This window comes from Legionella pelazae, from assembly GCF_052527395.1.
In genome coordinates this window covers 106,561-120,343 of the sequence record NZ_JBNVZS010000002.1, presented here as the reverse complement: position 1 = coordinate 120,343, position 13,783 = coordinate 106,561, and the positions used below count along the sequence as shown (strand labels likewise).

Here is a 13,783-nt window from a genome sequence, read left to right as displayed (position 1 = left end):
CTGCGTAATGAATATCACTTGTATACCCGGTTCAATTTCAGATAAAACGATGATCATTCTTTTCCATTAACTACTAGCCTTTAAGGCCATGAGCGCTAATTAAGCTCGAGAGAAATATGCAGAAAATTTAAAAGGTTGTCAAGAGATGTAGATCTGATTAAAAGAGATGATAGGGTATTATTCAAATGATATTGAAGTTTAAATGTCCCCTAGCCCCATTTTTGCAAATGAAAGCAGGGACGTTTAAACTCAATACTGATGCGGGTTTCCCACAAGTCCCCTTTGTCCCTGCATTTTTTTATGTGATTGAGAATAACTTCAAATTACTCGTTTCATTTTAATGTAAAAAATATTAATAATTACTTTATATTCCATATTAGCCGAACCTTTAATCCATAATGGTCGAATTTTTAAGACGGAACCAATGACTTTGTTGTTATTCCCCATAAATTTACCGCGATAATAGTAATTTTTAGAAATTTGAACTAAATAAATACACAGAAAATTAGGAAACTAATTAAATTTACCGCTATACCAGTAATTTACAGCGAATTTATACAGAAAAGATGAAGGCATAGCTGTATTTATATTGATTTTACTGCTATAACAGTAATATATGGTTAATTTTTGGTGTTCCATGCCCACATACGATATTGCTAATTTAGTCCATTACTACCGCAAACAAAGCGGCTTATCGCAACAAGAATTAGCCCAGTTAGCGGGTGTCGGCAAGACAGTTATCTATGATATTGAAAAAGGGAAAGAATCAGTGCGCTTAAATACCTTGCTAAAAGTGTTAGATGTTTTAAATATCCAAATGAAATTTGAAACGCCTTTTCCTCAAACAATGGATAATAATTCATGAGAAAAGCATACGTATCAGTGAATGGCATTAAGGCTGGAATATTAGAAGAATTACAAAGTGGAGCATATCAATTTACTTACTTTGATGATTATCAGGGCGCACCTGTTTCGCTTACTATGCCTTTGAAAAATAAGGTCTATGTTTTTGACGTATTTCCCCCTTTTTTTGAAGGATTACTTCCTGAAGGCATTATGCTTGAAGCCCTATTACGTAAATATAAGATAGATAAAAATGACTATTTTGGTCAATTGATAATAGTTGGCCAAGATGTCGTAGGCGCAGTGTCTATTGAGGAAATAAGATGAAACGCTGCCCTATTACTTATGAAAAGATTAGTGACCAAGAAAACTATTCACAACGTGGATTGCATCTGCTTTCTCCTCAATTAAAAAACCTTAGTCCATTAGATTTAAGTGCTGATGAGCAGCGTCAGGAAGCAATTGCTCGAGTAGGAAAGATGTCTATTCAAGGTGTCCAAAAGAAATTAAGCGCAAAACTAAAAATTAAAGATGGTTGTTTTGAAATCGTTGATCAAAATGGTCACTATATTTTAAAACCACAAAGTGATATTTATCCAGAATTGCCGGAAAATGAAGCCATTACTATGACCCTTGCAAAAACCATTGGCCTTGAAGTTCCAGTTCATGGTTTAGTGTATTCTAAAGACAACAGTTTGACCTACTTCATTAAACGGTTTGATCGAATAGGCCATAATAAAAAATTGGCCTTAGAAGATTTTGCACAGCTATCAGGTGAAGATAGACACACGAAATACAAGAGTTCAATGGAAAAAGTGATTGCCATCATAGGCCAGTTTTGTACATTCCCAAAAATTGAATTTGTAAAATTATTTAAGTTAACATTGTTTAATTTCTTGGTAGGCAATGAAGACATGCATCTAAAAAATTTTTCCCTAATTACTAAGGATAGAAAAATTTCTATATCACCCGCCTATGATTTACTTAACTCAACTATCGCTCAAAAAAATACAAAAGAAGAAATCGCTTTGCCCCTAAAAGGGAAAAAAAATAATTTAACAAAGAATGACTTTCTTAACTATTTTGCCGTTGAAAAATTAGGATTAAATCAAAAAGTCATCGATGGGATCATACAAGAGTTCCATCAAATAATACCTGAGTGGCGAAAGCTGATTGGCTTCAGTTTTTTATCTCAACCAATGCAGGAAAAATATTTCCAATTGCTCGATCAGCGATGCAAGCGATTAAATTTTTTTGATTAACTGAGATCAGCGGTCTCCATCATATGCTTAAGTATAAAATTAGTTACTTGTTGCATGGGTTTTCTTAACCGCTCAACATCTTTCATGATATATCCAGCTGTTACATCATTATTCATTTTATGATTAAGCAATCGTTTTAAAGCATAAGCTGGCAAATCAAGGCTCTCAGCAATTGTTGCGAAAGTTCGACGTAAATCATGTAAGGTAAATGGTACACCTGATAGCTCAACCACTTTTAACACGGCTTTTTTAGGTTCATAGATATAGCCTGTTTTACTATCTGCTGGAAAAACAAATTTACTGCTTTTCTGACGACTTCTGCGCTCAAGCAACTCATAAATAAAATCAGACATCGGCAACGTATGTACTTCTCTATTTTTAGTATCTTGTAGCGTAATGATTTTAGCTTTTAAATCGATATCTTGCCAACGCAAAGAACCCGCTTCCGTTTTACGCATACCAGTAAACAGGAGTAATAAAAAGTAATCATGCCAGAGTAAGGCATTTCGATAGTCCTCTCCTTCTATTAACTGCTTTAGCCCTCTATACCAGTCAGCGAGTTGATACGGCTTAATAACTGTTTGTTTGCGATCGACACGAAACCATCCACGAGTATGCGATAAATACTTTACAGGGTTAACTACAATAATCGGCTGGCCATCACCCGTTTGGTATTCATACATGGCAAAGTTAAATAGTGCTCTTAAAACTCGCATAGCGTTATTAGCGCGTGCTTTGCTATTGGTTTTTCCATGTTCCGCATGACGTTTAGCAATCATTTCACGAGTGATTTTAGTTATAGGTTTATCAAGCCAATCAGGTACGACTTCATGCAGCACACAATGATAGTCATTTAAGGTTCTTGGTTTTAGATCTTTACGAGCTTTTAGATAATCTTTAAGTACTTGCTGCAAAGTCATTGCGTTAACTTTTTTAGTTCGCTTTTCAGCAATAGGATCATCCCCTCTAGCTACACTACCCAGAAGACTCTTGGCCTGCTTTCTAGCTTCTTCAGCAGTTATGTTACCGTATTTACCAATCGTGACTCGTTTTACTTTGCCATTGATGCGTGTTTCGACAATGAAGCTTTTCATGCCACTACTAGTAATTCTTAACGCAAAGCCTTTTAGGTTTTCATCACGGTAAAAAGATTGATCTTTTCCTGGAATGGGTTCAAGTTTATCGATAATTGATTTTGTTAGGCGCAAATTAGTTGGATTAGCACTCATATTTTTCCTTCAAATGTCATGTAGACAAAATTCTCATGTAGACGCAATGTAGACAGATTATTTAAAACGATAGAAAATCAAATAAAGCTGATTATGGCTTAGTCCCATTGATTTTAAAAGGTTTTTAAGGAAATTTAAAAAGAAGTAAAACTAGCTAAAAGGGGTATATTTCAGACTCATAATCCGTTGGTCCAGGTTCAAGTTCTAGTGGGCCACCAATAAAATCATTTAAAATCAATGGGTTACAATTTACTATCCCAACCCCCAAAAACTGTTGTGGGGATTTTGTGGGATTTATTGCCCACAAATTTACACAAAAACCTAATTAAAATTATATAACCATATGATTTTAATTGCTTAATTTACTAAAAGCAGTGGACTATTGGTCCTTCGTTTTTCTCCAGAAGCAAAATAGTCTTACTTAATGATGCACGCAAAAAGGTTTCTCTATCAAAAACTTTGCCATAGAATTACGAAAAGCCAGATACAATTTGTCTGTTAAATTTTACAAATATGAGAAAATATTTTAAGGAGTAAATCCCATGAACCGAAATAACGTTAAATGGGGAATCTTAGGTACAAGTTTTATTTCTCAACAAATGGCAATTGCTATCGCAGAATCTACAAATGGACAGCTTACAGCGATTGCTAGTAGAGACGCATCTAAAGCAAAAGATTTTGCTAGGAAATTTTCCATCCCCCAAGTATATAGTAGTTACACTGATTTAATCACTGATCCAAATCTGGATGTAATCTATATAGGTTTACCTAACCATTTGCATAGGGAATGGACAATAAAAAGCTTAGAAGCTGGTAAACATGTTTTATGTGAAAAGCCTCTGGCTCTCGATGAAATTGAGGTGCTTGACATGATTACAACCGCCAAAATGAGGGGATTAATCTGTATGGAAGCCATTATGTATCGCTGCCATCCTCTTATACAAGAAATCAAAACACTTCTACAACAAAAACTGATTGGTAAAATTAAGCTCTTTCAGGCAGCCTATACAGCAAAAATAGCCCATCTGGCTAATCCAGTCGCAGGAGGAGCAATTTATAATCTTGGTTGCTATCCATTATCCCTAATTCAATACTTGTCAAATGCTGAACCTATTGATTTAAAAGCTTTCGGTATAAAAAAATTGGACCATCCTCAAAATGATACTTGCGCATCCGTCATTTTGGGATTTAATGACCAATCTATAGCAACAATTACAGTATCAGATGATTTAGCAATGAGTTGGCAATTTATTGTGTGGGGCAGTAATGGCCGGCTGGAAATGCTAACAAATCCTTGGTTTCCAACGATTGGTGAACAGGTCTTCCGTGTTTATATGAATAATGAAGAAAATCCGCGGGAGATAAAATTAACGAGCGATTTATCTGCTTATACTTATCAAATCAATACAGTGAACACACACTAATTCTACATCCATACACCTCATTACAAGAACAGGTAACACTCCAAGAAAGTTTAAATAATATCAAGTTACTAAAAGAATGGCGAAATAAAGTCCTTATATGCGAGCCTGAGGTTATTTAAATTGCTGACAGCCATTGATTCAAGTCACTAATAACTGTCTCTATCTTTCAAAAAGATCTTTCCTATATTTTTATAAAGGAGCACACCATGCAAAAGCAGGAAATCACACTCTAAAATAGAACAGTTACTGTTTGAATTAGGTTGTTGTGTGAATGATTTGAGTTGTTATTGCTCAATGATAAACCTCAATAACATTCAGCAAGCCGAAATGAGCCTCCATAAATTAGAAGGCCTTGTTTCTTTTGTTAGAATGTTTATTCTCAAACGCTTTCCTTGTTGAATAAAACCATTTACTCTTACTTCTACTCCGCATAACAGAAAACTCACTGACTATGCGGATGTTTTACTGTCATATGTTGATTAAAGAGACATGCCAATCAACACATCCACTAAATTGACAAAAATTAATCAAATAGATATTATTCGAGCAAAATTTGAAGTAGGATGTTTCACAATGACAATAGTAGGAAATGAACTAGAATATTTAGGAACTTTACATATTATGGGATAGGAAATCCTCAATTCGATCTCGTCCTCGACGCATACTTAATCCAAATCAAAAGGATGAATATTTTTCTCCCTCTTACGCGCCAACCCCTCGCAGTACATCCAATCATTCAAAATCTTGATTCTAATTCTAAGGCTGTAACCTTTATTTGTCTCAAACTGTTTATAAATTTATGTATGATATTGCAATTTTGGAAACAGAATTGGTCAATCGTGGCGCTTTAATTGTTGCAAATGACTGTTTAGATATGGGCTTCCCCTTAGCTCTGCGCCAAGATGCATTATCTGTCATTATTGATGAAGCGTATCATGCTTATGTTGCATTGGACTTCATCAATTAAGTAGAAGCAATCACCGGCACTAAGCGTCTGAATACTCCTACACAAACAACTGTACTTCAAGCTGTTACAGCAGTGAAAAATAAATTACCTGCAGATCTTCATGTTTTATTTGAACTTATCGCAGTATGTATTAGTGAACATGTTTTAACTAAAGACTTTATCAGACGCATCTAAGCTATGCAATGAATTACATCAATAAGCAAACTGAGAGAAAAGGAAGCCCTGTTGAGATGGGTACTGGTGGAACCCCTTTAGTCACTTATTTAAAACAACATGTGGATGATGTGTTAAACTCAAAGGTTGTATTGGCAGGAGCCTAATTTACTTATGAAGACTGCAAGTTATGAAAGTGAACATATTCCTTATGCGTTACCTTCATTATTATTGATTATATATATGGTTAGTTTGCCACAGATAAGTGAAACAATTTACTCTCCTGCTCTCCCACAGCTAACTGCTGCATTAAAGACCACTAGCCATTTAGTGCAGTGGTCTTTAAGTATCTATTTTATTGGCTTTGCAGTTGGCGTAGCTTTTTGGGGTAAATTATCTGATCATATAGGTAGACGCCCTACTATATTGGTAGGCTTAGTTATTTATTTGTTATTTTCGATTTTCTGTGGTTTATCAACGCATATCTATTGGTTATTATCAGCTCGTTTTTTTCAAGCTTTTGGAATCAATGTAGGCTCAGTGATTACTCAAGCTATTATGCGTGATTGTTATGATGGCGTTGAGCGTAATAAGATATTTGCTTTAGCTGGTATGGTTATTGCCTTTGCTCCAGCTGTAGGCCCCATCATAGGTGGCCATTTGACCGAGTGGTTTTCATGGACTGCTAATTTTACTTTTTTAGCTTTACTAGGTAGCTTCTTATTTATCTATGCTTATATGAACCTACCAGAAACTTACCAATATCGAACTTCTGCGACAAGCGCAAATTCGCTGAAATTAATGCCATTATTTTTGCATATGCTTAAAGACAAACATGTAATGGCTTCTGCTTTTCTCGTTGGTGGTTTTAATGGAATCTTGTTTAGTTATTATTCCGAAGCTCCTTATCTTTTCATTAACTTACTTGGTATGGCTTCCGAGCATTATGGGATGTTGGGTATGTTTATGGCTACAGGTGTTGCCTTAGGCTCTTTTTTATCTCATAGAGTTAGTCAAAGGTGTAGCGCATTGAATCTAACACGCCTGGCAACCTTAGCTAACTTAATCGTTATGGCTGTTTGTTTTACTTTAGTGAGAATTAATATAATTAATACCTATAATTTACAACAAAGTGTGCTTTTAATCATGCCTTGCATGATGCTTTTCTACGTTTGTTTTGGCTTAGCTATTCCCAATATATTAAGTAAAGCTTTAGTGAACTATCAAGAAAATATAGGGGCTGCTGGTTCTATTCCAGGATTAATTTATTACTGTTGGGCCGCTTTATCTATATTTGGAATTGGGCTATTTATTCCTAAATTGCATATAATGCCTGGTTTTTTTCTTGGAGTCAGTGGACTTATGTTTTTTTCATCTTTTTATTTAGTAGATTACAGCAAATAAAATAAATATAAGCAGGGTGAAGTTATACGCTCGAATAATTACAAAATTTTTTAGTTAACAATTTTTATTGTAACAGTAAGTTAACTGACTACGTAGATATTTTACTGTTACTTACTATCTTACTTATTACTTTAGTTAATAGAGGCTAATTTTGGAGCAAATTAATCGATTGTTCTTCGATTTAAAAACTACATAGTGAGCCGAGAATAATTTTCGTTTAAATCCTCAGAGTCATAAGCAGATCTTGAGAAAATTCCCTGACTAGATGTTAAACCAGAGGCGACTACAGGCAATGCTTGAAGACCCTTAATTGCATTAATATTTTCCAAAGATTGTCCTTGCCCAATAAAAATTGATCTTACAGGTAGTACATGATCTGCATTAGTTTCAACAGTTTTTGAGTCCTTTCGGGTACATATTGCTTCACCCATATTACCTGTTGGTACTATTTTAGCAACAGCAATTAATGTATCTTCTTTTTGGTAAATAGCACAAATCTGAATATCATTAGACAAATTAGAAAACCCCTTACTTACTTTTACTGTTTGTTTCATATTATCTCCTTTTAGAATGATTTAGATAGCGGATGTTATACTGTTTTCTTATAAGGAACAATTCGACTTTTAGGAAAAAATAATTACAGATTATGGTAGAACAAAAGTTAAACTAAGCTCCGAAATCTATTTGCATTTTGAAAGATAAATAAGCAAATGTTATGATTCAATTATTTTAATAATACATCGATTGATTCAAAAAGATATCAATAAGATTTTTATTTGGTTTCAAATAGATAAGAGTGCTTTTTCTCCATTGAGCGTAATATCTCATAAATTTTTTTATAATTTTAGAGACAACTAATAATAATAAATAAGACCGAAAAAATGTTGTTTGATGCCATCAAAAACCGAAGTGATGGCATGGCATGTTCTACAGTTGGTTTATTTGCAGCGCCTGATGAGGAGTTTGAGCTTGATGTAGAAGTACCCAATCTAAATTTGTGTGACGAAAATGGCTTTGCTCTTTTACATTATGCAGTTAAGCGAGGTCTTCGCGCTACTGTAAATCGTTTATTAGAAAAAGGGGCAGCAGTCGACACTAAAGATAAAGATGGCAATACTCCACTCATTCTTGCCATGAAAAAACTTCCTGAAAGAGAAATTAATGATCCTGACGTCTTTTCAATAACTCATTTAGATACATTCAAAATAATAGAAAAGCTTGTTGAATATAATGCAGATATAAATTCGGTAGATCCTAGCGAGTATGGTGGTTATACCTGTCTTCATATGGCTGTTAGCCGAAATCAATATTTAGCTCTTAGAACTTTATTAATAAAGCAAAAAGACCCTGCAAAATGCTTGGAAGTATTGGATAGCATGGGTCAATCCCCTCTTCATTTAGCATCTCTAAAAGGGGATATGTTTACAGTGAGCTATATGTTAGATGAGGTAAAAGCTAATCCAGATTTTCAAAGTGGTCTATTCCGGAGACATGGGTTACAAATTATACCGGAGACATAGGTAACACTTTAGGCCCAAAAGGATTAGGCAAAACGCCAAAAACAATTATTTGTGCTGTCATGCACAAACTTGCTCATATTATTTTTGGCGTTCTTAAAAATAAACAACCTTTTAATCTAAATTTTGCTTGATTTTAAAGACAGAATCTACGCTAGCTTTATTTTTTACACTGAAATACATTTCTACGAAAAGATAAATAGTCTTGAATGGCTTTTGACTCAATTACATAGGCGCGAATAGGAATATCTAGCGGTGTTTGCTGGATAACTTGCAAAAAAGCATACAATGACATATCAATAACACGACACTCTTCTTGCTGGCGATGAATGATGAATTGTTCAATTGCTCGTAAATCATCAATACCTTTTTGATAAATTTGCTGACGGTTGTGTCGAGCAATACCTTGAAAATAGCCTTGTTTGCGTAATTGTATACGGATAATAGATAACAATAACTTACCCATCCCTTTGGGGAAAAAAGGGTTGAATGCATTTTCAATCTGTACCCGATTTTCAGGATCAATCCATCGAGAATATAAAATGATAAAATAAAGATGCTCTTCTACTAACCGTCTGATAGATAAATCATCTACGTGATCTGCAATATCTACTTCATATTTTTGTCGGCAGTATTCAATGATAAACTCCGAATCAGCCACCAATAAGCCATTATCATCAATCACAGGAAATTTACCCTTAGGCCCCTTACGCGGATTAGAAACGTGAATAACTTCAAAGGGTAAGTTTGCCCAAGTTAAAAAATAAAATACTTTACTGCAAAATGGAGACAAGCTCGGCATGCCCCAGGCGCTAGGATATTGATATAATTTAATCATAATGATGTTTCCACATAAGTTTGGCCAGTAATTTCGGATTTAATAAACACAGCGGCGATATTTTTTGATGCAAAATCTGGATAAAGACTTTTCCAACTACTGGATCAATAACTGCTCGATGCAATAATTTCTGCAATAACCATTGGAAAGTAGTGTCCTTGTCACACTGCTTATCTTGGTGAGAGGCCATTAACCAAGGCAACCAATTACACCGATGAAGTTGTTTTTGATTTGACCAATTTCTTCTCTCTTGCTGCTTTAATACATGTAGCTGTTTCAATATGACCGTTAAGCCCTGGCCATAAACTGGATTTTGATAACAAATACTGTCCCCAATAGCCAATAAGTTTTTGGGCCACTTATGGTATTCAATAATTAAGCGTTTATTATTTAAATTGGCGTAGGGAACCCAATCCTTAAGCGTACAATGAATGCGACCTAGCTGGTTTTCCTTAAATAGACTCTTTATTATTGACTCTTTGTGCGCATCTGTTTTGATAGTTCCTGATGTATCAATTAACGTTAAAATCAATTGCTGCCCTTCAATGGGAGACAAAACCAAACCAATAGGTTGTTTTTTGGGACAAGCTTGAATATAAACTTGTTGAATACCTAAATCAGTTTGCCAATCATGTTGCCGCAACTGAGTAGAAAAGTATCGATATTGATTTTTAACCTGCAAACTCTTGAGACTTAACTGCCGTTGCAGATTTGAAGATCTGCCCCGTGCATCGATAACATCTCCTGTTATTGGTATAGAACTCCCATCTTTAAATTGCAGTTGTTTTATTTTTCCATCCACCATCCGCCAATTGTTTAGAGTAGCGGTTAAGGTTCTTATATTTTGCTGTTGCTGACGCTGGGACCATAAAACCTGATTTAACCATTGACGACTAAATAGGTACGTTTTTACGCTACAATTATTCCGAGCAAGCAAACCTTGAGGGGTTTTCCACCAGGTCTCTTTACCCCAATCCACTACGGGTAGCAAATTGAATGTTAATTGCCGCCAAACGTCTGGTAATAAAGAAGCCAATAATTGTTGCCCTTCTGCTAACAATACATGCAAATGATAGCTTTGAGGTGTTCCTTGACTAACACCCTTTTCGTCAGGCCAATATCGATCTATCAGTAAAATATCGTCATAATATTTCGCTAAAACTAATGCTGATAATAACCCACTGGCACCTGCACCAATGATCGTGAGTGATGACTTCATATCACGCCTTGCATCTCTTCATGCAAGGTCTGCAACTGCTGAAGCCCTTGAACATAATCAACAGTTGAAAATGTTCTTAAAAATTTATCACCTATTTTTTGATAGAGATCAGCTCTCTCTTGCTGTAGAAATTCAATGATATCCTCTTCGCTTCCATTGTTCCCATGTAGTATTCTTAGCTGAATTTCGTTGCTCATACATCCTTCTTCTATTTCTCTATTCAGGGTTGTTAGCGTGTTACAAATGTGTCCACTACGTTGTGCACAGTAAAATATTTCACGCATGGCCGCCATTTCATGCCACTCAATGTGATCACTGCAGGCTAAATCCACCATTCCTGCAATCACTATGCCCATATTATGAGGAGCATGCCATAAATACTCTCGTTTACAAATTAACAAAGGATCACTATTGAGAAAGGTACTGAAGTGCATATTAAGGAAGTATTGTTGTAAGTCAAACTCAATCAAGGGGATAAGTCTTGACTGAAGCGTCATTTGAGCTAGGGATTGTTGTATCCATTCATATAATTGGCACGACAATTTCAGTGCCTGTTGCTGTTTAGTAGACAGCAAACAAATCTGATGACCTCCTTGGATAGCGGCAATAAATCCTTTTACCCAAGACATACTCCTAAATGCTGGATTATCTGTGAAATCATCGGTCAAAGTAATAAGTGCGCCTATCATCCATTTCGTTAGTTGACATTGTTTATAAAAGGAAGTATTGACACAAGATAACGTTGTTTTGGCATAGCCAAAAGGTAAAAACTGAGTAAATAGACGTTCATCTCGGCCCATATTCAGTTTTAAATATTCTCGTAACCAATGATCTAACGTGGTTCGCAGTTTAACCATATATGACTCCTTGGATGCAGTGTGATTTCAGCATTCATCATCGGTTTGATAATGTTTGGAGTTGATAATCGAAAACGCTGACATATTAAAGATAGCGTCATCATACTTTCAATCATTGCTAATTGATGCCCTGTACAAATGCGTTTTCCCAAGCCAAAAGGCATAAACGCTTTATTGGCAAAGGGTGAACTATTCAGATGTCGCTTAATATCAAATGACCTGGGCTCAGACCAGTAGTACTCATGTCTATGAATGCCATGAACATTAACGATAATTAAATCCTCATGCAAAAAAGTCAGGTTATTTAGATGAATATCTTCTGTCGGCTGACGAGCCAACATATAGGCTGGTGGATACAGCCGAAGTGTTTCACAATAAAGGGCATGAGCCCACGACCATTGCTTCATAAGTTGTACTGACAACTTCCCCGTGTAGCCGCTTTCTTCTTGTATTGCTTGCTGTAATTCTGGTTTCTGAGCTAAATAATACAAAGCAGTACTAATAGAGCTTGCTGTCGTCTCAAAACCTGCAAACAAAAATGTACTTAAGTGATCGACGCATTCGCTGTAAGACCATTGTTGTTGTAGTTGATGTAATGGTGAATTAGGGCGAACTTTTCCTGTTTGTATGAGAAAACTTAGTTTCGATCTCAACTCGTAAGTCTTTTTCTTAAGTATTTGATGTGAGCGTAGCGGCAAAAGTAAAGGCCATCGAAACAGTTGCCGCATACGATGACCACAGAGATTGTTTAATACCAACATATCATTAATAATTGCTGTTACATTCGGTCTACCTTCAATACCCATCATCACTAATATATTGTCCATTGTCATTCTCATGATGAAGGGATATATATTGATTGGACCTTTATGCCATTGTTGTAATACGTTTTCTATATTATCTGTTATCAGTGATAAAGACTCATTCAACCCTTGAATAGAAAATTGTGGCTTAATTAAGGGAATTCTAAGTTGCCACTGGCCATTATTTAACTGGACCAATCCTTGACGACCAGTAACAGGATAAAGCTGTTTAAAAACAAGGGAAGATTTGGTAAAACAGCTATTTTTCACCAAAGCATTAGCTAAATCAGGCTGACGAATTATCCATAAACGCTGATTAAGACATTGAAAACCTGCTATATCACCATGGCAATAGGCAACTTGATTCATGAAACGAATAGGCGCCTTGTGAAAATAAGAAAGTTCTTTTAATGATAACCGACTGAGCTTATATTTGCTCTTCCTAAACATACATAAATCTCAATACAACATTAAGATCATCAGTATAACTGTCAATGATGATTTCTAACAGCACTATAAATCTACTGTGGGGCACAAATGAGGGAGTTTAGATAACGTAGGACCGAATTAAAAGCATTTTTTAACAAAGAGATTGGGTTTTTCGTAAGTCCTGATTTTGTAATTCCTATGGTAAACAATGACTACGACAACCCAATATATATACACAATTGGTGAAGCAACAAATTAAATAGGGATAGATGCCAACTTAAGCCAATGATGTTAGTTATTAACCCGGCTAATCAATAACTTAAAGGCGGTGTCTAATTACAAATTTTAATAATTAGTTTTTAAATTAAACTTATGAACTAAGGTTTTCCAGTTACCAAAGTCTACCGGTGGCGTTACTGCAAGTGCCATTAAAGACTGGTCATTATTCGTATATACGCAGGTCCACTCATTGTCTCCTGTTTCAGAAGGGCCTACCATTAAAGATAAGCGAGGTAAAGCTTTATTAGCTTTGACGAGAGCTTCAGAAGCATTATCAGCTTCTATAAAAAAGACAACTAAGGTCCAGTTATTAACTGTTTCAAAACTATTGCTTGAGCGATAAGTTATCCACCCAGATTTAGTAAACTCCTCAGCACTATTAACGCCTACTGCAGAAAGTGCCTTAATTGTAGGGCAAGCATCTGGTTTATCTGCAGTTAAGGCAAATACAGATTGAGAGATTAAAAGCGGTAGAGTAAGAACTAATTTTTGAAACCTCATTGAAAAAACTCCTTATGTTTACTTCCCTTGATGCAGCTGTTAGCATTTAATTTCTAGC

The 13,783-nt window shown here is 35.4% G+C and carries 14 protein-coding genes; 7 read left to right on the top strand and 7 right to left on the bottom strand.

Going from position 1 to position 13,783, the window contains the following annotated elements; all coding sequences use genetic code 11:
• The first annotated feature begins 637 nt into the window (after positions 1-637).
• Genes ACQUW5_RS02890 through ACQUW5_RS02880 form a run of 3 tightly spaced genes read left to right on the top strand, consistent with a single transcriptional unit; the run spans position 638 to position 2,105 of the window.
• Complete coding sequence (locus ACQUW5_RS02890) at positions 638-865, top strand: helix-turn-helix transcriptional regulator (RefSeq protein WP_444989710.1); 228 nt, start codon at positions 638-640, stop codon at positions 863-865.
• The gene (locus ACQUW5_RS02885) at positions 862-1,170 is read left to right on the top strand and encodes a HipA N-terminal domain-containing protein (protein WP_444989709.1); all 309 of its coding nucleotides are present in this window, start codon (positions 862-864) and stop codon (positions 1,168-1,170) included. The genes ACQUW5_RS02890 and ACQUW5_RS02885 overlap by 4 nt, the downstream gene beginning before the upstream one ends.
• Positions 1,167-2,105 (top strand): HipA domain-containing protein, encoded by a 939-nt coding sequence (locus ACQUW5_RS02880; RefSeq protein ID WP_444989708.1) that lies wholly within the window; start codon positions 1,167-1,169, stop codon positions 2,103-2,105. Before ACQUW5_RS02885 ends, ACQUW5_RS02880 begins: the two co-directional genes overlap by 4 nt.
• Here the strand turns inward: ACQUW5_RS02880 and ACQUW5_RS02875 are convergent.
• Positions 2,102-3,334: a tyrosine-type recombinase/integrase gene (locus ACQUW5_RS02875; RefSeq protein ID WP_444989707.1), complete on the bottom strand. Its 1,233-nt coding sequence runs from the start codon at positions 3,332-3,334 to the stop codon at positions 2,102-2,104. The two genes, ACQUW5_RS02880 and ACQUW5_RS02875, sit on opposite strands and share 4 nt — an antisense overlap.
• Before the next feature lie 542 nt (positions 3,335-3,876).
• Here ACQUW5_RS02875 and ACQUW5_RS02870 point away from each other — a divergent pair.
• From ACQUW5_RS02870 to ACQUW5_RS02860, 3 genes are all read left to right on the top strand, one after another.
• Positions 3,877-4,758 carry a Gfo/Idh/MocA family protein gene (locus tag ACQUW5_RS02870; protein WP_444989706.1) on the top strand — a complete coding sequence of 294 codons (882 nt, stop codon included), beginning with the start codon at positions 3,877-3,879 and terminating at the stop codon, positions 4,756-4,758.
• Positions 4,759-5,575: 817 nt separating this feature from the next.
• The gene (locus ACQUW5_RS02865; RefSeq protein WP_444989705.1) at positions 5,576-5,725 is read left to right on the top strand and encodes a hypothetical protein; all 150 of its coding nucleotides are present in this window, start codon (positions 5,576-5,578) and stop codon (positions 5,723-5,725) included.
• Between the two features lie 327 nt (positions 5,726-6,052).
• Positions 6,053-7,282 carry a multidrug effflux MFS transporter gene (locus ACQUW5_RS02860; protein WP_444989704.1) on the top strand — a complete coding sequence of 410 codons (1,230 nt, stop codon included), beginning with the start codon at positions 6,053-6,055 and terminating at the stop codon, positions 7,280-7,282.
• Between the two features lie 188 nt (positions 7,283-7,470).
• On the opposite strand, the gene ACQUW5_RS02855 is transcribed toward ACQUW5_RS02860, so the two are convergent.
• Positions 7,471-7,836, bottom strand: a complete 366-nt coding sequence (locus ACQUW5_RS02855; RefSeq protein ID WP_444989703.1) for a hypothetical protein — start codon at positions 7,834-7,836, stop codon at positions 7,471-7,473.
• Positions 7,837-8,199: 363 nt separating this feature from the next.
• On the opposite strand from ACQUW5_RS02855, the gene ACQUW5_RS02850 reads away from it, so the two are divergent.
• Entirely contained in the window at positions 8,200-8,802 is a 603-nt protein-coding gene (locus ACQUW5_RS02850) for an ankyrin repeat domain-containing protein (RefSeq protein ID WP_444989702.1), read from the top strand.
• 157 nt (positions 8,803-8,959) lie between these two features.
• Here ACQUW5_RS02850 and ACQUW5_RS02845 read toward each other — a convergent pair whose 3' ends face one another.
• From ACQUW5_RS02845 to ACQUW5_RS02825, 5 genes are all read right to left on the bottom strand, one after another.
• Positions 8,960-9,637, bottom strand: coding sequence for a Tom37 metaxin N-terminal-like domain-containing protein (locus ACQUW5_RS02845; protein WP_444989701.1), 678 nt, complete (start codon positions 9,635-9,637; stop codon positions 8,960-8,962).
• Complete coding sequence (locus ACQUW5_RS02840) at positions 9,630-10,856, bottom strand: FAD-dependent oxidoreductase (RefSeq protein ID WP_444989700.1); 1,227 nt, start codon at positions 10,854-10,856, stop codon at positions 9,630-9,632. The genes ACQUW5_RS02845 and ACQUW5_RS02840 overlap by 8 nt, the downstream gene beginning before the upstream one ends.
• Positions 10,853-11,713: a terpene synthase family protein gene (locus tag ACQUW5_RS02835; RefSeq protein WP_444989699.1), complete on the bottom strand. Its 861-nt coding sequence runs from the start codon at positions 11,711-11,713 to the stop codon at positions 10,853-10,855. Before ACQUW5_RS02835 ends, ACQUW5_RS02840 begins: the two co-directional genes overlap by 4 nt.
• Entirely contained in the window at positions 11,689-12,966 is a 1,278-nt protein-coding gene (locus ACQUW5_RS02830; RefSeq protein ID WP_444989698.1) for a cytochrome P450, read from the bottom strand. The genes ACQUW5_RS02835 and ACQUW5_RS02830 overlap by 25 nt, the downstream gene beginning before the upstream one ends.
• Positions 12,967-13,290: 324 nt before the next feature.
• The gene (locus ACQUW5_RS02825; protein ID WP_444989697.1) at positions 13,291-13,725 is read right to left on the bottom strand and encodes a DUF4949 domain-containing protein; all 435 of its coding nucleotides are present in this window, start codon (positions 13,723-13,725) and stop codon (positions 13,291-13,293) included.
• Positions 13,726-13,783: the final 58 nt, after the last annotated feature.

Coding starts and splice junctions, on each gene's coding strand:
- ACQUW5_RS02890 (WP_444989710.1), top strand. CDS start 638: ATGCCCACATACGATATTGCTAATTTAGTCCATTACTACCGCAAACAA.
- ACQUW5_RS02885 (WP_444989709.1), top strand. CDS start 862: ATGAGAAAAGCATACGTATCAGTGAATGGCATTAAGGCTGGAATATTA.
- ACQUW5_RS02880 (WP_444989708.1), top strand. CDS start 1,167: ATGAAACGCTGCCCTATTACTTATGAAAAGATTAGTGACCAAGAAAAC.
- ACQUW5_RS02875 (WP_444989707.1), bottom strand. CDS start 3,334: ATGAGTGCTAATCCAACTAATTTGCGCCTAACAAAATCAATTATCGAT.
- ACQUW5_RS02870 (WP_444989706.1), top strand. CDS start 3,877: ATGAACCGAAATAACGTTAAATGGGGAATCTTAGGTACAAGTTTTATT.
- ACQUW5_RS02860 (WP_444989704.1), top strand. CDS start 6,053: ATGAAGACTGCAAGTTATGAAAGTGAACATATTCCTTATGCGTTACCT.
- ACQUW5_RS02855 (WP_444989703.1), bottom strand. CDS start 7,836: ATGAAACAAACAGTAAAAGTAAGTAAGGGGTTTTCTAATTTGTCTAAT.
- ACQUW5_RS02850 (WP_444989702.1), top strand. CDS start 8,200: ATGGCATGTTCTACAGTTGGTTTATTTGCAGCGCCTGATGAGGAGTTT.
- ACQUW5_RS02845 (WP_444989701.1), bottom strand. CDS start 9,637: ATGATTAAATTATATCAATATCCTAGCGCCTGGGGCATGCCGAGCTTG.
- ACQUW5_RS02840 (WP_444989700.1), bottom strand. CDS start 10,856: ATGAAGTCATCACTCACGATCATTGGTGCAGGTGCCAGTGGGTTATTA.
- ACQUW5_RS02835 (WP_444989699.1), bottom strand. CDS start 11,713: ATGGTTAAACTGCGAACCACGTTAGATCATTGGTTACGAGAATATTTA.
- ACQUW5_RS02830 (WP_444989698.1), bottom strand. CDS start 12,966: ATGTTTAGGAAGAGCAAATATAAGCTCAGTCGGTTATCATTAAAAGAA.
- ACQUW5_RS02825 (WP_444989697.1), bottom strand. CDS start 13,725: ATGAGGTTTCAAAAATTAGTTCTTACTCTACCGCTTTTAATCTCTCAA.